General features: G+C 51.7%; 16 protein-coding genes. 10 read left to right on the forward strand and 6 right to left on the reverse strand.

What is annotated here, in order from left to right; all coding sequences use genetic code 11:
- Positions 1 to 408: 408 nt before the first annotated feature.
- Both ABTV29_RS26285 and ABTV29_RS26290 read right to left on the reverse strand, forming a co-directional pair.
- Positions 409 to 2328: a hypothetical protein gene (locus ABTV29_RS26285; RefSeq protein WP_433767480.1), complete on the reverse strand. Its 1920-nt coding sequence runs from the start codon at positions 2326 to 2328 to the stop codon at positions 409 to 411.
- A complete protein-coding gene (locus tag ABTV29_RS26290; protein ID WP_433767481.1) occupies positions 2321 to 6754 on the reverse strand; it encodes an esterase/lipase family protein in 4434 nt (1477 codons plus the stop codon). Before ABTV29_RS26290 ends, ABTV29_RS26285 begins: the two co-directional genes overlap by 8 nt.
- Positions 6755 to 7407: 653 nt before the next feature.
- Between ABTV29_RS26290 and ABTV29_RS26295 the strand changes: the two genes are divergently transcribed.
- The 5 genes from ABTV29_RS26295 to ABTV29_RS26315 all read left to right on the forward strand — a co-directional run bounded on the left by ABTV29_RS26295 (position 7408) and on the right by ABTV29_RS26315 (position 12067).
- On the forward strand, positions 7408 to 8388 hold the full coding sequence (locus ABTV29_RS26295; protein WP_433767483.1) for an ATPase: 981 nt from the start codon (positions 7408 to 7410) through the stop codon (positions 8386 to 8388).
- Positions 8389 to 8640: 252 nt separating this feature from the next.
- Positions 8641 to 8970 (forward strand): hypothetical protein, encoded by a 330-nt coding sequence (locus ABTV29_RS26300; RefSeq protein WP_433767484.1) that lies wholly within the window; start codon positions 8641 to 8643, stop codon positions 8968 to 8970.
- Positions 8971 to 9512: 542 nt separating this feature from the next.
- The gene (locus ABTV29_RS26305; RefSeq protein WP_433767485.1) at positions 9513 to 10190 is read left to right on the forward strand and encodes a hypothetical protein; all 678 of its coding nucleotides are present in this window, start codon (positions 9513 to 9515) and stop codon (positions 10188 to 10190) included.
- The gene (locus tag ABTV29_RS26310; RefSeq protein ID WP_433767486.1) at positions 10183 to 11007 is read left to right on the forward strand and encodes an ImmA/IrrE family metallo-endopeptidase; all 825 of its coding nucleotides are present in this window, start codon (positions 10183 to 10185) and stop codon (positions 11005 to 11007) included. Before ABTV29_RS26305 ends, ABTV29_RS26310 begins: the two co-directional genes overlap by 8 nt.
- Positions 11000 to 12067, forward strand: coding sequence for a beta family protein (locus tag ABTV29_RS26315; protein WP_433767487.1), 1068 nt, complete (start codon positions 11000 to 11002; stop codon positions 12065 to 12067). The genes ABTV29_RS26310 and ABTV29_RS26315 overlap by 8 nt, the downstream gene beginning before the upstream one ends.
- Here ABTV29_RS26315 and ABTV29_RS26320 read toward each other — a convergent pair.
- Positions 12048 to 12614 carry a sce7726 family protein gene (locus tag ABTV29_RS26320; RefSeq protein ID WP_433767488.1) on the reverse strand — a complete coding sequence of 189 codons (567 nt, stop codon included), beginning with the start codon at positions 12612 to 12614 and terminating at the stop codon, positions 12048 to 12050. The two genes, ABTV29_RS26315 and ABTV29_RS26320, sit on opposite strands and share 20 nt — an antisense overlap.
- Positions 12615 to 13491: 877 nt before the next feature.
- On the opposite strand from ABTV29_RS26320, the gene ABTV29_RS26325 reads away from it, so the two are divergent.
- Positions 13492 to 13803 carry a DUF3077 domain-containing protein gene (locus ABTV29_RS26325; protein WP_433767489.1) on the forward strand — a complete coding sequence of 104 codons (312 nt, stop codon included), beginning with the start codon at positions 13492 to 13494 and terminating at the stop codon, positions 13801 to 13803.
- A gap of 286 nt (positions 13804 to 14089) precedes the next feature.
- On the opposite strand, the gene ABTV29_RS26330 is transcribed toward ABTV29_RS26325, so the two are convergent.
- Positions 14090 to 14458 carry a PH domain-containing protein gene (locus tag ABTV29_RS26330; RefSeq protein ID WP_095193791.1) on the reverse strand — a complete coding sequence of 123 codons (369 nt, stop codon included), beginning with the start codon at positions 14456 to 14458 and terminating at the stop codon, positions 14090 to 14092.
- Positions 14459 to 14916: 458 nt separating this feature from the next.
- On the opposite strand from ABTV29_RS26330, the gene ABTV29_RS26335 reads away from it, so the two are divergent.
- The 4 genes from ABTV29_RS26335 to ABTV29_RS26350 are packed head-to-tail and all read left to right on the forward strand — an operon-like array spanning position 14917 to position 20061.
- A complete protein-coding gene (locus ABTV29_RS26335) occupies positions 14917 to 15393 on the forward strand; it encodes a formate dehydrogenase subunit gamma (protein ID WP_175388693.1) in 477 nt (158 codons plus the stop codon).
- The gene (locus tag ABTV29_RS26340) at positions 15393 to 16949 is read left to right on the forward strand and encodes a formate dehydrogenase beta subunit (RefSeq protein WP_433767490.1); all 1557 of its coding nucleotides are present in this window, start codon (positions 15393 to 15395) and stop codon (positions 16947 to 16949) included. The genes ABTV29_RS26335 and ABTV29_RS26340 overlap by 1 nt, the downstream gene beginning before the upstream one ends.
- Positions 16946 to 19843 carry a formate dehydrogenase subunit alpha gene (gene fdhF, locus ABTV29_RS26345; RefSeq protein ID WP_433767491.1) on the forward strand — a complete coding sequence of 966 codons (2898 nt, stop codon included), beginning with the start codon at positions 16946 to 16948 and terminating at the stop codon, positions 19841 to 19843. Before ABTV29_RS26340 ends, fdhF begins: the two co-directional genes overlap by 4 nt.
- On the forward strand, positions 19840 to 20061 hold the full coding sequence (locus tag ABTV29_RS26350; protein WP_433767492.1) for a formate dehydrogenase subunit delta: 222 nt from the start codon (positions 19840 to 19842) through the stop codon (positions 20059 to 20061). Before fdhF ends, ABTV29_RS26350 begins: the two co-directional genes overlap by 4 nt.
- A gap of 135 nt (positions 20062 to 20196) precedes the next feature.
- Here the strand turns inward: ABTV29_RS26350 and ABTV29_RS26355 are convergent, their stop codons facing one another.
- Together ABTV29_RS26355 and ABTV29_RS26360 are read right to left on the reverse strand one after the other, a co-directional pair.
- The gene (locus tag ABTV29_RS26355) at positions 20197 to 20538 is read right to left on the reverse strand and encodes a potassium channel family protein (RefSeq protein ID WP_433767493.1); all 342 of its coding nucleotides are present in this window, start codon (positions 20536 to 20538) and stop codon (positions 20197 to 20199) included.
- 318 nt (positions 20539 to 20856) lie between these two features.
- Entirely contained in the window at positions 20857 to 21309 is a 453-nt protein-coding gene (locus ABTV29_RS26360; RefSeq protein ID WP_433767494.1) for a hypothetical protein, read from the reverse strand.
- Positions 21310 to 21336 lie beyond the last annotated feature (27 nt).

Genomic DNA, 21336 nt, shown 5'->3' on the forward strand with positions numbered 1-21336 from the left:
CACCAAACGTGTTCCGCGTAGCTGGTGTTCCGGTTTATCGCATTTGGTGTTCCACCTCCGAGAGCCTTTATTTACTTGGCGTCCAGCGTTTCTGGAACACATGGAACACATGGAACACCGTGTTTTCGCTACCTATGGATTATCGTTCCCCTCGCCCCTTTTCACGGAGTGAACCTTCAGCGCGAACGGACGCGACGGATCGCTCCAGATCCGCCAATCTGATGTGTCCGACTCCTCCCAGGCGAAGGAGTCGTACGGTCAGATTTTACGGGTCCTCCCTGAGGGGGGCCCCTACACGGGTTACCAGACTCGCAGGTTTCCTCTAGCTGAAGTTTCTGCAGAAATGTCCGTCTTTATTAATTAAACACTTAATAAAGAACCACCATAACAACTAGACCCCAAAAAAATTCAACAAGAGCTGATAGATAATGATGCCTCAGCTTTAGAACACGTGATCGCGAGACTTGGCATTAGACCAATAATTACTTGGAGACTAGCTAACAAACGAGAGGATTGCGCACCGACTTCTGCCTCATAAGAAATTTCCGTTAACCAATCACCCAAAAAGCTTGACCACTCATCAAGATCCGAAACTGAAGCCACAGCTACAAGAGCTATTCTTAATTCATCTTCTGCAGATATCTCTGAATCTTTCCGCCTTCTTGTAACCCTACTCAATATTCTAACTTCGCCTGCAAGCTCTTTACTTCTAGTCACAGCAGCAACAGTAGCGAGGCCACTTATAAGAGCGAAGATATTATTTCGACTTCCTGACTGCTCCAGTTGATACTTAACTTTTCTTAGCGCCGTTGCTGCAAGTCGCGCATGATCAGCAGTGATATTGAAAATTAAGGAACTATTAACCAGCGAATTAAAAGAATCAAGGCTAATGCTATCAGACGTAAGCTGATCTTCCAGACCTGCCAATACCTCTTCTGGCATTTGCAAAATGGAAGAAACGCCGCCTTCTAAGGGACCAGGAAGAAAAGATTCAGGAAATTTTAAAATCGTACTCTTACCCTTAACCTCCTCTACTGCTAAAGCTGTCAAGCGTGGCAAATTGAGATTTTCTTGACTAAGCCTTAACGCACTTGCGACTCGCCCCAAAAGCTCAAACTTAAGTTGCGCCGGGGAAACAAAATCAGGCTGCCACCTAGGTTCCAGCCGCATATCTAGAAGCGACTGCATAAAAAAATACAGCCCTCGAGACTCAAATACAAAACTTTGAAAATTTTCTGGCATTGCTTGAGCAGCGACGTAGACCCTTTCAATTTGAGATGCATGTGCTATTGCAGCAAGACGCACCCAGAATGGAGGCTTACCTGAAAAAGCCTTAGTCCTCGCCAGTTCCCCTATCACTAGTACAACAAGTGAAGAGATAAATGTAAATCGCCCGCGCAAATCTTCTGGATCATCATTGATCAACTCATCAATAATACTCAGTATGAACGGTTGAACCTCGGGCCACCTTTCAACATTTGCGAGACCAAGCTCGACCGCACCAACTTTAGAAAAAATATCCCCTTCATTCTTAACAAACTCTAATACCGACAAAAAATCCTTTAACTCAAAACCCGTAAGATCAATATTTGAAACAAAACATGAATGACAGGAAAAGAGCAACGAATACTGCAGGCCTTGTATAGAGTCCCAATTCAATAGCTGATCTAGCTGTGGTTTTACCTCTCTTTCAGAGTAGCTCGAAAGATCCTCACCCTCAAACGGCAAACCAACTAACGCTTCGTAATACGCAAGATCTAGAGGAACCAAGTCGGTAATACTGCAATCATCACGAACCAGTTTCGCGGCTAATGACTCAGCAAACCGTAATGGAGTTAAAGAAATGTCATGTCGAAAAGAATTGAAATCATCGAGACTTAGAGGCGCAGCGTCGATTAGTTCCTTCCAATATTGCAACACCGACCCTTTCAGATTAATTAATTTAGCCTCCTTTTCAAGCCCAGCCCTACGAATAGGTGCGTTAGGCGATATCGGCCAAAAATAAGGAAGCCTCGCCCTTCTTTCACCACATGACAGCAACGTAAACTCAACACCCTCATCTACTTCGACACTCAATGCCCACTCATTACTCTCTGAGTCATACACTGTTGATTTTGAACCCGGCTCTGAAAGAACAGAGGAAACAGCGCCGAAGAAAATCTTACTATCAAAAGACACCCCAAGATCGCTTAAAGAAAGTCGCGAGGTAGTTTCAACACTCAGACGATCAGTGAATTCCGAGCAATCTAAAAGTGATCTTTTTATAATTGATGGGAATAGATTCAAAGCGGCTTGAACCATTAAGGGAGAATATTTTTCACTACTCATGGCTTTCCCCCTGATGGTGTTGTTGCTTGACCCCATGCTCAATAACTTTTGAGGCCCGATTTAGCAAACTATTATAGAGATCCGACTCCTCCTCTTTCAGCTTTCGCAATACTCGCCCTTCCAACCAATTTGAATATTTTTCACGGACAGAGGAGGATTTATGATTTGGAAGAATCATTAGAGCCATCATCTGCGCTTCAAACCGCCCTCTGACATCGAGGTCAACCACTGAAAGTCGATGCGACCACTTTCTTATATCCATTAATTCAAAAAGCCAATTTGAACAAGCAATAGAAATGATCTGATCCGCATCTTCATCCCATAGCGATCTCATCACTGCATAGCACTCTTCGAAAATTGCATTTAGCCAAGGCAGCTCCTTAGGAAGCTGCAAAATGTCAGACATTCGTACTCTAAGCAAAGCTTCTCTAATGGCTTTTAAACCAGCATTTTCCATTACCTGGCCATCGACAACTTTTGACTCCGATAAGTGGTACTTCAATTCAAAGCCATCAACAGGAATTAACGCCATCCCCATACGACGCAACTGGGTTTTAAACTCAGAAACTTGAATATTAGTTAGTATCCCGCGCAAAGAAAAAATTTGTAGAATGTCAATTGTTGTAAGAACACTATGCGACACACCACCGTCTTCCAAGGCAAGAAACTTATTTATATATCTATCATCAGATATGATCGCATCAGCTACACCCGTTAGCTTAAGAACATCCAAGCACGGATGAGCACGCATCGATTCATCATTTTGATCTTCCGCACCCCGAGAAATCGGACCCACAACAATTTTCCCGGAGTTTATTCCATCTCTAATTCTTAATCGGAGATTTTCAAGTACCGAAATAGCATGTAAAGCTTGATTCTCATAACTAATCAACTCATCAGACTCAGAAACTTCACGAGACGAGACAAACACAGTAAGGCCAGACCGGGACAATTTTGGCAGTAACTTTAAATGTTGAAAGTAAGAAACCGCCAAATCATCTAAATACAAATGAGCTGCGTCCGCTATTTCCGTTGCCTGAGGCCAAGTTTGTTCACGAGATGAGAAAAAGTTTTTTGAGACGCTTGCCTCTGTTGCGGTTAAGACCCCATGCGCCACCAGCTTGTCGATTACCGCCTGACAGTTACAAAGATACGCCGAATAGTCCGTAAGATTCGCTGCCTCTTGTACGAGACTACCGACCCGATGTACTGGGCCGGGGTGGACCACAATACGCTGTGGGACACCACTCGGAAGTTCAGCAGATGCCACGGCTAGCATTGACGCCAACCCCTCCCCAACTTCTGCTGAGAGGGACGTCGACGCTCTCATAGTCGGTTCGAAATGCTTAATTCTCCCTGCAGCTATTAATTGTCTTAGATCATGCGCCTCTCGCACTTTACTTGGTTGATGAAACGACAAACTGCGTTTCTCATCAAATATCAACCTTAATGTTCCATGAGCAATCACGACAACGCTGAAGGAGCCAATAATCAAATCCAGCATCCCTAACAATTCAGATGTTAGCAGTGCAGTAACATCCATTACAACGCGATCAGGATTCGACGTATTTACGGGCCGCGCCCCGGAAAATGAGAAAATCACACTGCGCTTCCTAGCATCAATCTGATCTAAATTATTAAGCGCTGGAGCGAGATAGAAATTCAATAGATTCCTATTATGAAGCTTTGCAGCTGCAAATATCGGCACCTCACCCTCAATCATTTTTTTGTATGCTTGTTTGGTTTGCTCCTCCCAATCAGGCTGCCTGTCCATCACTTCTTGCAAAGACATTGCAATTACCGGCCCGTCCTCATCTGACAGCTCACTAGCAGCCTGCATCCACCCGAATGCTACATCCCCGTCCTCCCATCCACACTCAGTCCAAATCCCATAACAAGCTAATAAAATTTTCGGATCATCTTCGCCTTTACGCGCAGCTTCAAACACCAGCTCTTTCAATCGAGGTGAAACTATAAGTTGAGCAAGTTTTGCCGCGCGAATTAAATCCATCGCAGATCGACTATCTCTCGACCGCCACTCTTCCTCGACATTAACTTGAAGGGACTCCCAATCGCCTGATGCTACAGCGATGCTAATCGTGAGTGCACTTTGCTCCGACTCCTTGAAACTGCTTTTAAGCAAGTACAGCGCATTGCGCGCTTCAACCAGCCGACCACTCTCATAAAGACTCCAACAGCGAATTTTCTGAAGCTCTTCTGACTGATCTAAAAATATAGAATATTCGTCACAGAACTCTAGAACATCATTAATTCTTCCAGAATTATATAGCGCCCGACCGTAACGCCTTGCGTCCTTAATATCGCGAGTAAGCCAAAGTAATTCACGAGAATAATTTGCTAATCTATCCCAGTCTTGTTGCTCCTCCAAAATTGAAACAATGTTGTGTAAATCAGTAATTGACCTGCTTGACTCATACAAAGAAATACGCTGCGCGACCAAATCAGTATCGGAGGCTTCAAAAACTAACCGCTCAACTCTCTTCCTTTCAAAGTCTGTCAAACCAGCTTCTATGAGGTCCTTAATCCGAGCTTCCGCAGCTGTTTTTTGCCCCGATTGAACTAACATATCAATCTCTAAAAACCCAACAGATTTGTAGTTTAAATGCTCACTCAACTGGGCTCTATGTCGATCAATATATAAGGCAACCTCCCTCGGACTATTTTGCTTGAATGCTAATGCAAATCGTGCAACTGCAGCGTCAGATGACTTCCCACCGCTCAATGTAGTTCTTCGCTCGATTTCCCGCTCTACAGCAACTACGTCTACATTCAAACCAAACTGAATCGCCAGGGGCACGCGCCTAAGAGACGCATCTCGATCTCTCATACTCTTTTCAAGCTCTACACGAGCTTGATCCGAGCACTCTGCATCTCTAAGCGCTAGCCATAGCGCACTATCACTTGCCACCTCTGCTATAAAACTCAGATTCAAAGTGGTTGCGTAGCGAGTGACTTTCTCAAAAAAATCCTGCGACTTCCGTCTGAATAGTAATGCCTGTTGGTCACCCGCCAATGGAAACGTCCGGGCCTCAAAAGGAGGGGTCTGATGTACTAAAATTCTTAACTCTGAAGGGACCGCTTGAGCTAGATAAACAAGAGCAGCTAAGTATGCTAATGCCGGGGTAGAGTTGTAATCTTCTTCAGTCAGACTATCAACCATTTTCAATGCATCATCCCAAGATTCAATCTCGACGAAGCTTTGAACTAAAAAAAATCTCCCATCTGAATCCAGATCACTCAAAGTCATCTCTGACTTTTCAAGCCACTTTAGTGCCTCAGCAGCCCCACTAATGTTCCGCATCAAAATAAATGCGGCCGACCTTGACACTGGCGTCGTTAAATCATTTAAAAGCGCTAAAGCGGATGCTATATCACCCGTCTGCCCTGCTATAAATGCTTTGGCAATAATGGTCTCATCAATAGCATACGTATCACCGATTACTTCTAGCAGGTCACGCGCTAACTGTATATCAAATACTGAGAGAAAACGGGCGCACCAACTCAGAATCTCAACTTTCACTATAGCTGAAACCCCAACCAAATCCCCAAACCGCACACTTTCTGCCAACTTTTTCGATTGTAACTCTGATTTATACCCGACAAACAATCGCGACTTCTTAATGGTATCAAGCCTACCATTGGCTTCACCATCAACTATTTTCGACGCCCCAAGTGCGACTTTATTATTTGAGACAATACTCTCAACGGAGCTTATTACCCTTCCCACATCTTCAATCGCTTTGGTTTGGCTTTCTGTTTTCTCAACGAGAACCCCAATAACCTCAACTTGCTCTCGCACACTTTGGGTGATGATGGAGCCGCTATGTAGCCGCTCAAAATTTCTATTAACAAACTCTCCAATATGGACGTAAACTTCCGATGCTCTGCTAGCAGGCTTAGATATTTGAATGTGGTCTGCATCGATGGGTATAGGTGTAACACCCACTCCTGGATCAGAACTATCCGGAAGAACAATTTGACCTAAATATTCTGGTAAACTCACCCCAAGAATTCGTATTGGCCTTGTTTCAACAAGTACTAAATTCTCTATATTACTTTCAACGCAGAATTTCCTGTACCAATGGTTCAAATCACGCAGATTCGGATCATTGCGTTCGAGCGCTTTCGTAGAGGAGGAGCGCCGAAACAGCGGAGTAATTAATTTTGCTAGTTGTGCCAGCCCTGCGCCAAGATGCGGCGTCCCAAGAAACGCTACACGTCTCACACGATGTAAAAACGACTCGACCTTATGGTTATTTAATGCATCTCGTTGAGCACTTCTTAGTATTTGTTTTATTACAAGCCCGCCAAGACTATGACCAATAAAAATCAGATTTCCATCCTGGAGCCGACGCTCGGCGAGCATAAGTGCTAAAACATTCTCAGCTCTATCTGGTAGATGCATGCTAGCACCCCGCCATTTTGTTGCCGATGACTCATAGCCAACACTCCAAACGCCGATGTGCGCAAAGTCTGCTGCTAGCCAACGCGGCCACAGCTCACTTGGTTTGCTGCTTGAAAGCCACGTTTTCACTTTGTCACCATCCAAACCGTGAAAAAAAATCACATGGGTGGTTACTCCATCATAGCTATCCGACAACGCTAATAACTCTGCCAGACCATCCTCCAGGTGCTCAACTTGAGCTAGAAACGGAGCTAAGCGCTAACCATTCACAATGGCTCGCTGGCTGCTCTTCTTTTAAAATTCAGACGAGTCATAGGTACACGTCCACATTAAATTCTCAAGGACCTATGTCGCCCCATAATCGATAGTGCTTTCAATGGTCTTTGACTTGCCCAAGCACTGGTACGCATTACATCCGCGATACATCGGCTTGGTTTTGCCATCTGAGCGGGCACTGCCTCGTTTCAGCTCTGCTTTTTCGATAACTCGTGCGGTGCAGAATTCGACAAGAAATGGAACGGTGATCGCTCCTTCCGACTCTCTGCCCCCAATAGTCGTCCTTTCACTCTAGCTCTCATAGGTTCACTGCGTTAGCTTCAGCTCAAGGCTAAAGCACCAATAGAGGCGATGACCGTTCAAGGAATGTTACTCGAATGAAAACGAATAAACGCATTACACGCGCTTACTGCGTCGAACTCGAAAGGGAAATGTCGATTGTCGCTGCACGACGGGAGTACCTTTCACTGGAGCCACCACGCGCACGTTTCACATTCCTCTGCACAACTGAAGAATGCAGAGTGCTCGAAGCCAAGATCACGGGTGTGAGCTACGACGTGAATCCCCAAGAAACTACGATACTGCAAGCTGCGCATTTCCGTGCCAACCCAAAGGATGAACACTCTCCCACCTGTGAGTGGATTGAATATGGTTCAAGTGGGGACCTAGACAGTAGCCGCCCAGGGGAGACGGAGGAAGAAGCGAGCGTTCGAGAATCCAAACGCAAGCTGGACGACTACATCGACATCTTCGATCCGAGCCTGAAAGAAAAGAAACCGAGAGGCGAACGTCCAGGTATGGGCGGTGATGAGATAGATGGAGATGGTCAGGGGATAGGGGCTCGTAGAACTAGCAGTGAACCAAACGACAAGCTCCGGGGACCTACGAAAACTACAGACCTGGAGCGTTTGGTGGAGAGTTACAGAAACGCTAAATCTGAACTGTCTAAGGAAGTGTTCGATCTTTTGACGTTGCAGGTTTCAGGATCTGGCGTGATCCCGCTTCGCTCGTACTTCCGTCACATTACAGCGGCCAACATTGGTGAAAACGGCTGTGTCTTGTTCGGTGGTGGCACTATAAAGCGCTACGGAGAAGGATTTAGCTTCAATTTCTACGATCCGCTCAGGGAAAAGCGCGTTTCCCTTTACGTACCGGCAGATCAAATGAACGCTTATCGCTACCGCCGGTACCTAAAAGAGCTGATCATCCAGGCCGATGAAGTGAGATATGTCACGCTTTACACCCTTGGGCATCTTGAAGAAAATCTAAAGGGCAAAGGAATCGATCTGAAGGTGGAAGATCTGAGGCAGATAGCTCTCGTTCTCGGTCCTCCAAAGACTCAAACAGAGACGGCATAGCGAAGCAGCGTAGATTCTGTATCCCTGCTTGTATCCCTGATAGTATTACTTGCCTGTAAGCCTTTATTTATATGGTGCCCTCCAGTCTCCCTCGGGCACCAAAATTAAGAAAGGTCTTGCTTAGCAAGGCCTTTTTTTTCGCCTGCAGAAAAGTGATCCACCGCGCCGCCCTTGGTAGGAGCTGCCGAAGGCTGCGATCTTTTGACCTTTTTTACCCTTCACCCCGCCTGACCCTTTCACAAGGACTCATCCATGGAATTGCAACTGGAAACCGTCGCCCTCTTCTCCCTGAAACTGGCTTATGAAACGGAAGGTTCAAGCCCGATTTTGCGGGATGATTTGGTGATGGGTGATTACCAGCGGGATGTGTTTGAGTTGCTGGTGCGGCGGGGGGATGTTGAGGGGATTCAGGTGAAGGTGGGTGAGTGTGTGGGGTTGGCGTTGGAGGCTGTTGGGGGTGTGGATAAGCCGTTGGGGCGGGAGTTGCGGAGGTTGGCGGGGGAATTTGCCAGTGCTCAGACGATAGAAAAGTTTGATGCATCGCTAATCGCGCTTAGGGACTACTTGAAAGATATTCAATGAAGAAAACGGGCGCCTTAAAGCGCAGTGCCCAGCCGGGCCGGGCTAGCCGCCGCGTCTTAACCGATAAAAATCGGCCTCCTTTTTCGGCCGTTCGGCATCATCTTGGCCATCACAGCACCCGACTTAGTAAATGCCTAGTTGATTGCCAAGGATTTTCCTACAAAAAAACAGGCCGTTTCAGTCATGACTTACCAGATGAGCCTCAAATCACCCGAGCCCGCCGGGTACGACGCAACACGACTGCAAATTCCCGTCTATCCTGCCTAGCTAGATAGGCATAGCAGGAGTTATTTGCTGATGTGTAAAACAACCTATCAGCAAATCACACTTGGCCGTAGACACCCGCTTCACCAAGGCAATACTATAATGCCACTACGCTGGTAGATTTCGGTATGGCTATATAGCCAGCTGATTGAAAATTTTTGAAGGCTAAGAAATGGACTTCGTACCCTTTTCATCACGCTGGACACACTGTGCCGTCGCCAGGATAGAACTCCCGTCTATTCCCAACAAACTCCATAATTTTTGAAGCGCGGTGCTATATGGATATAAACAGTATTAAATCTCTTATCGCTTCGTCACCCCCTGCCTCCGCTTTTGTTTCCGGGGTTAAAACGAACACAGTAGGCGATAGCGTATCATTTCAACTATTGCACGGTTGGGATATTGCGCTAGCCAGCAAATGTGATACGGAGTGGACCGCAAAAAACGTTGAAATACTCTATTGCGTAAAGAACTCGACATCTAGCGAAGCAGAGCTTTTAAAAAAAATATCGGAACTGCACATGGAGGATGCTCACTGGAGATGGACCGCTAAAGCAATCCATCATAGTACAGAGGAGTATGATTGGTTTTTCTATTTGGCTGAGGATGCAGTCCAAGCTGCCTGCCTCATATATCACCCTAAAGATAGCATAATAGATGGACAAGGCATTTTCTACATAGAATACGTCGCAGTAGCGCCATGGAATAGGCCTAACCCACTGAGCACGGCGCGTTTCAAAGGCATCGGCTCTGATCTTATAAGGTATGCATCTAAATATGCCACTGAAACCTTAGGCTTACGTCCTGGATTTTCGTTACACTCACTACCAAAGGCCGCAGCTTACTACCACAAAATCGGCATGACCTGCTTCCCAGAAAGAAAAAAAGAGAGTCTTGATTATTACGAGATGGCTAAAGAAGCCGCTCAAGAATTCGGAGCAGCAGCAAATGGATGACAATAATGAGCTCGAAGACTTTTTCGTCTCAACATCTGACTGCACTCCTGAAAGCCTTTTGGAGGCACTCAACGCATATTCCGAAATCTCTAAAAAACTGCGAACTAATGACCCTCTGATATTCAAAGATCTTCTTTCTGGAACTGCGAGCACCGCTCTTTTCAGGCGCAGCGGCACAGATAAAGAAACCGAGGTATTCATCTGGCTTTCTCAGGTTCAACGCTTTGCTGAGATAGTGGTTTCCACCGGAAAAGTTCAAAAATTTCAAGGTCTAACCCGGGAATCATTGAAGGAGATTTCTAAATTATCTTTAAATGTCGAAAATATAAAATCGATATCTAGTTTGCTTTGGCAGCATGGCGTCGTGCTTATATATTTGCCTCAAACTGCCGGCATGAAAACTGACGGGGTATTCTTTAAGCTCCCATGTGGGACGCCTATAGTCGGCATGACATTACGATACGATAGATATGATTATTTTTGGTTCACCCTAATGCATGAACTTGCTCACATCTCAATTCATTATAATCAGCTTAATGATCCTCACTTTGATTGCCTCGAGGATCTTGGCGAAGACACTCTTGAGCTCGAGGCAAACCAGCTAGCTAAAGAGACCTTTATCAGTCGTAGCGATTGGCGATCTGCTTCGGTACGGAGGCATCGCAATGAACAAGACTTGTTTAAAGATGCGGAAAAGCTATCTATACACCCTGCAATCTTGGCAGGTTTCGTAAGGCATGACTTAGGAAACTATACTATTTTCAATGCTGTTATTCATGGGACAAGTGTCAAAAGGATGATCAGCACAGATGCCTAAGTACATGCCATTCCTAAAAGCCAAAGCTAATGAATTTGGTGCGATTAAATCTCTTAGCAAGGAAAGAAAACAGCTTATCGTCCCTTTTTTCGATCTACCGCTAAAAAAGGACATAGATGATTCGACATTAACGAAAATCTTAGAGACTGCCGCTCGAAAATTCTGCCTAAACATGAAGGGCGTACCTGAGTACTTCGTGGATGACTATGATATTCCAGACTCAATCCTCATCGGAGGACGCCCCGGATATGAGTATTTCGCAGTTTGCATGCATGCTCAGAACCTGAACTTTAATCCAGTTGTTGGAGTAGATCGTACAAATGATCGAAATGCGTGTGTATTTACTCCTGCGATTACTAGGATTGTAAAAAACAAACGAATCGCTTTACGCATCTCCAGCGAAGACCTCATCAGCTACAACTTAATCAGAACAGATATTTTGCATCTAATATCGATGGGGAATGGCATTTACGATCGTTGGGTCCTTATCATAGACAATAGGGTTTGCAAAGGAGTTGATGCGCTGGCCCGTTCTGCTCAAATAAGAGCCTTTTGCATAGCAGCAACTGCAGATCACGCATATGAAGCTATTATCATCACGGGTTCTACACTTCCTCCTGTAGCTGGTGACGTGCTCTCAACCAATAATGAGATACACCTAACTCGCAACGAAATTGCCATCTACCGCAACTCCATTACTGGTCTCCCTGAGCATCAAATAATTTTCGGAGACTACACCATTGTGAGCCCCGACTACTCGGACTCTGACATTGACCCGCGCAACATGCTGAACGTTACCGCACCTAAGGTGATTTACTCTTACGAAGACAAACACTATATAGTACGTGGCGGAGGAATTAAGACGCACCCGCGGGGTTTCAAACAATACAACGATATCGCCTCAACTATTGTAGCGAAGGCTTTTTTCCGACACGGCAACTCAGAAGGCGATTTGTATTTGGTTGAAAAGGCAGCTGGACTCGGATCGACGGTTATGCCCGGCAGCATTTTGAAACCTACAATAAACTCCCATATCTCCTTCATGCTTGATCTTTTGTAAGACTTCTAAGAACAAGAGCTTTGCTTATCGTAAGGCTGAGCTCTTGTGCCCCGAAAGCCTGGGAAATGAGAACAGACAAAGAGTCTCTATTTATCTTATTTTGAATTTTATCTTCAATCCCGCTTGCAATATCAAACAACTCATTTCGCCAGAGCGTTAACAGCGCTATCTGTTTGTCAAATGCCACGCTCTTCTGAGCCTGACGAACTGGCTTAAAAACAACTTTCCCCGCAGAATTGCACTTTGCTTCAAGCATTCCCCAGTGACTTGGCGCGATTTTAACTGCTTTGGCTATATGCCTCGACGTAGTTACTAAAGTAACTTTACGGAAGGCGAGATCATAATAAAGACCTTGCTGAGCAATCCGCTCAACCTTATCGCCATCGCCCTTAATCTCATAACAATGGGCTTCTCTATGGATTGCGACCACATCCGCAATAGCGTTGCCATTATGAACTCGCAATTCTTCAATAAGAGCTTTAGGCTGAGGATGAGCACTTCTGAGCCGATCCATCAATGCCGCACGAATTAATGAGTCGTTCAACATTCCAATTATACACCCACAACAAATCTAAACTTTATAACCAAAAATAAATGCAAAATCTAATCCCTATAGCTGTATAGCACTAAAACTCAACACTATTCTAAAATGCTATTTATGGGTCGTTCACAACCTGTTCAAACTGTGTGGTGTCAGATTTATGGCTTGGGCACCTCAGGCCGAGCAGACTCCATTGTATCATCGACATCAAAAAATCGCTTAAGCGCGGGCAGTGCGAATCACCACTTCCAGACCACAGCAACGGCCAATCAAACCATCCCGTCGGCTCACCACTTGGGGTGCAAGGAGAGCTTAGTCGTGAGCGATAATTACGACATGACAATCCACGTTAAAAATTTAATCCCCCTGATTTCTGGACTCATCCAGCTGACTCCTTTTGGCCCCAAAAAAAGGTGACTATGAGGGTAGCGGTTGTCACACGCGCAATGAACAAATCGAGGACGCAACACATTTTTCGTCTCGGATGGTTTGTGATCGAGGCCTTTGAAGGTTGCAGGAAAAGGATCTGGACGATACCCTCCCACCCGTCGCTGCCAATTCAGCGACCGGGTGTGGAAACCCGTGTAATTCAAGGCGCAACAGCGCCCCCATCACGTCTGCCGGCGCTTTTTTTATGCCTGCGGCGTGAGTTATGGCGGCTGTGCGTGGGACGTCTTCGGGCGTGCCGGTTTCCTTGATTCCCGGTTTTCCACCCTGCGCACAGCTGTCACCCATTCGTGTGGAAACGGACGTGGCAGCTCCTCATATCAAGGAGTTGGATAATGCGCAGTATCAAACCGTTTGAAGTTTGGCTTTTCCCTCTACGCAATTCCCAATCACGTAACCCCCTCCCCCATTGCCTCTCCATCCTCGGAGGTGGCCAATGACCGAACAACCCGAACTCAAAACCATCGGTTTAACTCCCGCCATCTACTGTTCCGATCAACCGCTATTCCACGTCACTCGCGATGTCCCGCTCGGCGATGCGTTAGCCATGGCTTCTGATTTTCTGTTTCTCGCCAAGGCGCTGACCAAGGATGCGGCTTATGCCAGGGACACGGATTACCACGCTTGGGCTGCGCATTATTTGACGGCGATGAGTAAGGCAGTGGTGGATGATGCGGTGAAGGTGCTGACTCGGGATCGGGCTTCTGAGCAGGTATCCGAGCGGGCGGCGGCGGAGGCTGGAGAGTAGTTGTTGGTGTCTGTGGGGTTGGGTTGCTTGTGATTTTGGTGGCTGGTTCAGATTGATGTTGGCTGGGCTGGCGCTATCGCGGGCGAGCCCGCTCCCACAGGGGTTGGGGTGAGTTGGCTGGCATTGTTTGGCTTGGGTGGGTGGGCTGCTTATGCAGCTCTGCATTCGGGATTGGTGTTTGCTGGGCTGGCGTTATCGCGAGCAGGCTCGCTCCTACAGGGGTTTTGTGTGTTGGTGGGTATTTGGGATTAGCCCCGGGGTTTCGGGGCTTTTTATTGGGTGGTGGTTAGAGCAAATGCTGGGAAATCAGCTTCGAAACTTCCACCATCGACGTCTTGCCGGTGAACTCGAATTTCACTTTGCCCAGCGATGAGAAGTAGATCTCCAGCTCGGAATCCAGGTCGAACGTGCCTGAGGTTTCGACCGAGTACGCGACGATGTTTTTGTACGGCAATGAGGTGAAGTCTTTTTTGCTGCCGGTGATGCCCTGGACGTTGACCGAGATGATGCGTTTGTTGGTGAACACCACGCCGTCGCGCATGGATTTGTAGGCGTCGATGACGTGTTCGCCGTCGATCAACAGGGCGGAAACGCGTTCGGCGTATTCGTCGTTTTGCTTGAGTTTGAAGAATCCCTTGTTGTTGAAATCAATCATCGGTCTTTCCCTGTTTATCAAATGAACGGCTTGTGCCTGACTTCATACTCGATCGAGATTGCAGAGTCAGCCCCCCTGCATCTGCTCCGTAGAATTGCCCAGGGTTCTGATGCTTCTTCCCGCCTGTAATGCTTGCTATACATCCACCACGACAAGCCCATAGAGGCATTAAGCCACTGGCCGAGGCTCCCGTGCCCCGCTCAACTAGACTTAATGGAGAGTCGTAGGCAGAACCGAGCACGTCGCTTTGGTGCAGTTCAATCAATAGCCGCGTGGCAAGCTGCCCTTTATGCCCGGTAGAGGTGCGACGCAGATCGCATCGGGCGCAACAAGATGCCCGCCAAGGGTGCCCTGGCCAACGGCCTGCCACGATACCGTGACGTGGTGTGAATGCCGCAGCCGACACTTTCGGACAACCGACAACCACCAGGTTTGTCCGTGACCGTGAGGATTGCTGAATGCCTGATGAGAGTTTGCACCTGTCTGTGGTCAACACTCTGCTGGAGCGCCATAAGGGCACTCCCGGAGCGCTGTTGCCGATTCTTCATGATATTCAGGAGCGCATCGGCTATATCCCCGATGCGGCCATCCCCGAGATTGCCCACGCGCTGAACCAGAGTCAGGCCGAGGTTCGCGGGGTGATCAGTTTTTACCATGACTTCCGTACCTCGCCGCCGGCCCGCCATATTCTGCGTTTGTGCCGCGCCGAGTCGTGCCAGAGCCGTGGGGCCGAGCAGTTGGCCGCGCAGTTGCGCGATCGCCTGCAACTGGATGACCACGGCAGCAGCGCCGACGGCAGCATCAGTTTGCGTCCCGTTTATTGCCTGGGTGCCTGCGCCTGTTCGCCCGCTCTGGAGCTGGATGGCCGGGTGCATGCGCGGCTCAGTGCCGAGCGTCTGGATGCCCTGCTTGATGCTTGCCGGGAGGACGCGTGATGCCGACTCTTTATCTGCCCTGTGATTCGCTGGCCCGTGCCGTGGGCGCCGATGAGGTGTCCACGGCGCTGATCACCCAGGCCAGGGAACGCAATTTACCGTTGGAGCTGCAACGCACCAGCTCGCGCGGCCTGTACTGGCTGGAACCGCTGCTGGAAGTGGACAGCCCGCAAGGCCGAATCGGCTTCGGTCCGCTGACTGCAGACGATGTGCCGTCCGTGCTCGATGCGCTGCAAAAAGACGCCAGCCATCCCCTGGCCCTAGGCCTCGTCGAAGAGCTGCCTTATCTCAAGACTCAACAACGCCTGCTGTTCGCACGCGCCGGTATCACCCGGCCCTTGTCGCTGGACGATTACCAGGCGCACGGCGGTTTCGAGGGCCTGAAACGGGCCATCGCCATTGGCGGTGAGCAAACCGCCACCGCCGTGTTCGATTCCGGCTTGCGTGGCCGTGGTGGTGCAGCCTTCCCCGCCGGGATCAAATGGCGCACGGTGCGCGGCACCCAGGCGGCGCAGAAATACGTGGTGTGCAACGCCGACGAAGGCGACTCCGGCACCTTCGCCGACCGCATGTTGATGGAAGGCGACCCCTTCCTGCTGATCGAAGGCATGGCCATTGCCGGGCTCTGCACCGGCGCCACCTTCGGCTACATCTATGTACGTTCGGAATATCCGGATGCCGTGGCTACCTTGCGCCAAGCGCTGAACATCGCCCGTGACGCCGGTTACCTGGGCGCCAATGTCGGCGGCAGCGGTCTGGCTTTCGATATGGAAGTTCGGGTCGGGGCTGGTGCGTACATCTGCGGTGAAGAAACCGCGCTGCTGGACTCTCTCGAAGGCAAACGCGGGATCGTCCGCGCCAAGCCGCCGATCCCTGCGTTGCAGGGCCTGTTCGGCCAGCCGACGCTGGTGCACAACGTGCTGACCCTAGCCTCGGTGCCACTGATTCTGGCCAAGGGCGCGCAGTTCTATCGTGACTACGGTATGGGTCGTTCCCTGGGCACCATGCCTTTCCAATTGGCCGGCAATATTCGTCACGGTGGCCTGGTGGAACGAGCCTTTGGCCTGACCCTGCGCGAGCTGGTGGAAGACTACGGTGGCGGTACTGCCAGTGGCCGTCCGCTGAAGGCTGCGCAGGTGGGCGGTCCGCTGGGCGCCTGGGTGCCGCCTTCGCAATTTGATACGCCGCTGGATTACGAAGCCTTCGCCGCCATCGGCGCGATGCTCGGTCACGGGGGTGTGGTGGTGGCTGACGACAGCCTCGACATGGCGCACATGGCGCGCTTCGCCTTGCAGTTCTGCGCCGAGGAATCCTGCGGTAAATGCACGCCGTGCCGCATCGGCTCGACCCGTGGCGTGGAGGTGATCGACCGCCTGCTCGCCGCGCCGGATCAGGCCGGTCGTGATCAGCAGGTGATCATCCTCAAGGACCTGTGCGACACGCTGCAATACGGTTCGCTCTGCGCATTGGGCGGCATGACCTCCTATCCGGTCGCCAGCGCCCTCAAGTACTTCCCCGCCGACTTCGGTCTGCAAGCCTCGGAGGCCGAGCAATGATCACTTACTTCGATCCGAAAACCGATATGGCTTTGGGCGCTCTCGACCTGGGTACACCGGCCCGCGAAAGCGATGTGCAGATCACCCTGAACATCGACGGCCGCAGCATCACCGTGCCTGAAGGCACCTCGGTGATGCGCGCGGCGGCGCTGATGGGCACCACCATTCCCAAGCTCTGCGCCACCGACAGCCTGGAAGCCTTCGGATCCTGCCGCATGTGCCTGGTGGAGATCGACGGCATGCGCGGCTACCCCGCGTCCTGCACCACGCCTGTCACTGAAGGCATGACCGTGCACACCCAGACGCCGAAGCTCGCGACCCTGCGCCGCAACGTCATGGAGCTGTACATCTCCGATCACCCTCTGGACTGCCTGACCTGCTCGGCCAACGGCAACTGCGAGCTGCAAACCGTGGCCGGCCAGGTCGGCCTGCGGGAAGTGCGCTACGGCTATGAAGGCGAGAACCATCTGGAGGACGTGAAGGACACCTCCAACCCTTATTTCGACTACGACCCGAGCAAGTGCATCGTCTGCAACCGCTGCGTGCGCGCCTGTGAAGAAACCCAGGGCACCTTTGCCCTGACCATTACCGGTCGCGGTTTCGAATCCCGCGTGGCCGCTGCTGGCGGTGATAACTTCCTCGATTCGGAATGCGTGTCCTGCGGCGCCTGTGTACAAGCCTGCCCCACCGCGACCCTGATGGAAAAAAGCGTGGTCGAACTGGGCCAGCCGGAACGCAGCGTGATCACCACCTGCGCCTATTGCGGTGTGGGCTGCTCGTTCCGCGCCGAGATGAAAGGCAACCAGCTGGTGCGCATGGTTCCGGACAAGAACGGCCAGGCCAACCACGGGCACTCCTGCGTCAAGGGGCGCTTTGCCTGGGGCTACGCCACCCACCCGGATCGCATCACCAAACCGATGATCCGCAAAAACATCAGCGACCCGTGGCAGGAAGTCAGCTGGGACGAAGCGGTGACCTACGCCGCCAGCGAATTCCGCCGCTTGCAGCAGAAATACGGCCGCGACTCCATCGGTGGCATCACCTCCAGCCGCTGCACCAACGAAGAAACCTATCTGGTGCAGAAACTGGTACGCGCCGCGTTCGGCAACAACAACGTCGACACCTGTGCGCGGGTCTGCCACTCGCCGACCGGTTATGGCCTGAAACAAACCCTGGGCGAGTCCGCCGGTACCCAGAGCTTCGACTCGGTGATGCAAGCCGATGTGGTGCTGGTGATGGGCGCCAACCCCAGCGACGCGCACCCGGTGTTCGCCTCCCAACTCAAGCGCCGCCTGCGTGAAGGTGCACGGCTGATTGTCATCGACCCGCGTCGCATCGATCTGGTGGACACGGTACACGCCCGCGCCGAATACCACTTGGCCCTGCGCCCCGGTACCAACGTCGCCATGCTCAACGCCCTGGCCCACGTGATCATCACCGAAGGCCTGCAAGACCAGGCCTTTATCGACGCCCGTTGCGAGGGCAACGATTTCGCCCGCTGGAGCGAGTTCGTCAGCCGCGCGGAAAACTCTCCGGAAGCCATCAGCCCGATCTGCGGCGTGCCCGCTGCCGACATCCGCGCCGCGGCCCGGCTGTATGCCACTGGCGGCAACGCGGCCATCTATTACGGCCTGGGCGTGACCGAACACAGCCAGGGCAGTACCTCGGTGATGGGCATCGCCAACCTCGCCATGGCCACCGGCAACATCGGCCGCGAAGGCGTGGGCGTGAACCCGTTGCGCGGGCAGAACAACGTGCAGGGCTCTTGCGACATGGGCTCCTTCCCCCACGAGCTGCCCGGTTACCGGCACATCTCCAACGTGGCGGTACGCACCGAGTTCGAACAGGCGTGGAACGTCACCCTGCAACCCGACCCGGGCCTGCGCATTCCCAACATGTTCGAGTCGGCACTGGCCGGCAGCTTCAAGGGCCTGTACTGCCAGGGCGAAGACATCGCCCAGAGCGACCCGAATACCCAACACGTCACCGCGGCCCTGTCGGCCATGGAGTGCGTGGTGGTGCAGGACATCTTCCTCAACGAAACCGCCAAGTTCGCCCACGTGTTCCTGCCGGGTGCTTCGTTCCTGGAAAAGGACGGCACCTTCACCAACGCCGAGCGCCGCATCTCGCGGGTGCGCAAGGTGATGGAGCCGCTGGGCGGCAAGGCCGACTGGGAAGGCACCGTGGCCCTGGCCAATGCCCTGGGCTACCCGATGAACTACAAGCATCCATCGGAAATCATGGATGAAATCGCCCGCCTGACGCCGACCTTCACCAACGTCAGCTACGCGGAACTGGAGCGCCACGGCAGCCTGCAATGGCCGTGCAACGCCGAGGCGCCGGACGGCACGCCGACCATGCACATCGAGGAATTCGTGCGCGGCAAGGGGCGGTTCATGCTCACCGGTTACGTGCCCACCGAGGAGAAGGTCAACAGCCGTTATCCACTGCTGCTGACCACCGGGCGCATCCTCAGCCAGTACAACGTCGGCGCGCAGACCCGGCGTACCGAGAACGTCGCCTGGCATGACGAAGACCGCCTGGAAATTCACCCGACCGACGCCGAGAGCCGTGGCATCAACGAGGGCGACTGGGTCGGCATCGGCAGCCGCGCCGGCCAGACCGTGCTGCGTGCGCGGGTCACCGAACGGGTTGCACCGGGGGTGGTGTACACCACCTTCCACTTCCCGGAATCGGGCGCCAACGTGATCACCACCGACAACTCCGACTGGGCCACCAACTGTCCGGAGTACAAGGTCACAGCCGTGGAGGTCAGCCGCGTCTATCACCCATCCGAGTGGCAAAAACGCTACCAGGAATTCAGTGACGAACAGCACCGCTTGCTCAAGGAACGCCAACAGGCACGGGGCGAGAAAGCGGAGGTACGCCGATGAGCACTGAAAACCTGATCAAGATGGCCAACCAGATCGCCCAGTACTTCGCCAGCGAGCCGGATCGGCAAGCGGCGGTGCTCGGCGTGCGCAACCATATGCAGATGTACTGGACGCCGGGGATGCGCAAGGAATTGCTGGCCTGGCAAACAGAGCATCAGGGGGCGGATTTGCATCCGCTGGTGCAAGTGGCGGTGAGTGAGGCGGGCTGGGAGGCTTGATGTAGGGAACTGTGTAAACCTGTGGGAGCGAGCCTGCTCGCGAATGCGGACTGTCAGGCGATATTACATTGACTGACACACCGCCTTCGCGAGCAGGCTCGCTCCCACAGGGGTGGTGTGTTGTGTTTGCCCGACTTACTTATCTCCCCCCGTCACCCGCACCGCCGTCTCGATCGCCCGCACGCTGATGGCCGCAAAGATCGCCGTCAGCAGCACACCATTGAACCCAAGCAATATCGCCAATACCCGCGACAGCGGCAGTTTCGGCACCAACTCGCCATAACCAATGGTCAAGCCCGTCACGAAGCCAAAATAGATGCCGTCGAACGCATCCCAGCCCTCCAGATAGCTGATGATCAAGCCAACCGTAACGATGACGACCAACATCGCGGAAAAGATCGGCCAGGCCAGTCGAAGGTAGAAGCCAACGGATTTGTAGAACTCTCGACGGATGTGCGACGTAGGGGCGTGCTTCATGTCATGGCTTCCTGAACGAGCGGCGAATGGGCGTCTCATCAGCTTGGCACAAACGCTGGAATATGAAGGCGGACCAACGGCTCGGTGCGCGTGCAGAACAGCTATTAAGCTGGAGTGACTTGGCTCTGGAGAACCCTCATGTTCAAGCACCCGATCGCGCCGCTGCTGCTCTTCGTGTTCGTGGCCATCAGCGGGTCGTCGTGCCATGACACTCGCCAGGACGACCAGGCGAGACCGCCGAACACCGGGGGCAGTGGCAGGATTATCCCCGACCAACAACGCATGCCCTCGACGATGCCGCGTCCCAGGATGTAGAGGCTACTCGATCTGAATCGGCCCCTTGGTCCCGGCATCACTGTCGGTCCAGTAATCCTCATTCTGCAGCCGCCGATCGCCCTGGATCGTGAAGGTCAGCTTGCCCTGGCGAAATTGCAGCGTGCCGTCGGTGCGCTTGGCGTTGACCCGTTTGCCGTTGACCCAGACCTGTTCCTTGGCATCGATACGAATCGTCGCGACGGTGGCGCCGGCATCGCTCTTGGCCACCCATTGCCCGGCGTAGGGCGTCTGGGTGGTTGCGCCATCGGCCGCGGGGTTGCTGAACCCGGCCTTGGCATTCTCGGCCTTGCTCTTGTGGATATCACAGCCCTGGGTCTCGCTGACCTGTGTACAACCGGACTGCTCAAGCTGTTTGCGGTACTTGTCGCTGATGGCGTATGCCGGGGATTGCGCAGCGATGAAGATGGCCAGTGCCGGCAGTATGATTCTGTTCATGTTCGCTCTCCTTCCCGAATACGTACA

It is taken from the genome of Pseudomonas putida, assembly GCF_050989985.1.
In the GTDB taxonomy this organism is placed as follows: domain Bacteria; phylum Pseudomonadota; class Gammaproteobacteria; order Pseudomonadales; family Pseudomonadaceae; genus Aquipseudomonas; species Aquipseudomonas putida_AI.

Coding starts and splice junctions, on each gene's coding strand:
- ABTV29_RS26285 (WP_433767480.1), bottom strand. CDS start 2,328: ATGAGTAGTGAAAAATATTCTCCCTTAATGGTTCAAGCCGCTTTGAAT.
- ABTV29_RS26290 (WP_433767481.1), bottom strand. CDS start 6,754: ATGCATCTACCAGATAGAGCTGAGAATGTTTTAGCACTTATGCTCGCC.
- ABTV29_RS26295 (WP_433767483.1), top strand. CDS start 7,408: ATGAAAACGAATAAACGCATTACACGCGCTTACTGCGTCGAACTCGAA.
- ABTV29_RS26300 (WP_433767484.1), top strand. CDS start 8,641: ATGGAATTGCAACTGGAAACCGTCGCCCTCTTCTCCCTGAAACTGGCT.
- ABTV29_RS26305 (WP_433767485.1), top strand. CDS start 9,513: ATGGATATAAACAGTATTAAATCTCTTATCGCTTCGTCACCCCCTGCC.
- ABTV29_RS26310 (WP_433767486.1), top strand. CDS start 10,183: ATGGATGACAATAATGAGCTCGAAGACTTTTTCGTCTCAACATCTGAC.
- ABTV29_RS26315 (WP_433767487.1), top strand. CDS start 11,000: ATGCCTAAGTACATGCCATTCCTAAAAGCCAAAGCTAATGAATTTGGT.
- ABTV29_RS26320 (WP_433767488.1), bottom strand. CDS start 12,614: ATGTTGAACGACTCATTAATTCGTGCGGCATTGATGGATCGGCTCAGA.
- ABTV29_RS26325 (WP_433767489.1), top strand. CDS start 13,492: ATGACCGAACAACCCGAACTCAAAACCATCGGTTTAACTCCCGCCATC.
- ABTV29_RS26330 (WP_095193791.1), bottom strand. CDS start 14,458: ATGATTGATTTCAACAACAAGGGATTCTTCAAACTCAAGCAAAACGAC.
- ABTV29_RS26335 (WP_175388693.1), top strand. CDS start 14,917: ATGCCTGATGAGAGTTTGCACCTGTCTGTGGTCAACACTCTGCTGGAG.
- ABTV29_RS26340 (WP_433767490.1), top strand. CDS start 15,393: ATGCCGACTCTTTATCTGCCCTGTGATTCGCTGGCCCGTGCCGTGGGC.
- fdhF (WP_433767491.1), top strand. CDS start 16,946: ATGATCACTTACTTCGATCCGAAAACCGATATGGCTTTGGGCGCTCTC.
- ABTV29_RS26350 (WP_433767492.1), top strand. CDS start 19,840: ATGAGCACTGAAAACCTGATCAAGATGGCCAACCAGATCGCCCAGTAC.
- ABTV29_RS26355 (WP_433767493.1), bottom strand. CDS start 20,538: ATGAAGCACGCCCCTACGTCGCACATCCGTCGAGAGTTCTACAAATCC.
- ABTV29_RS26360 (WP_433767494.1), bottom strand. CDS start 21,309: ATGAACAGAATCATACTGCCGGCACTGGCCATCTTCATCGCTGCGCAA.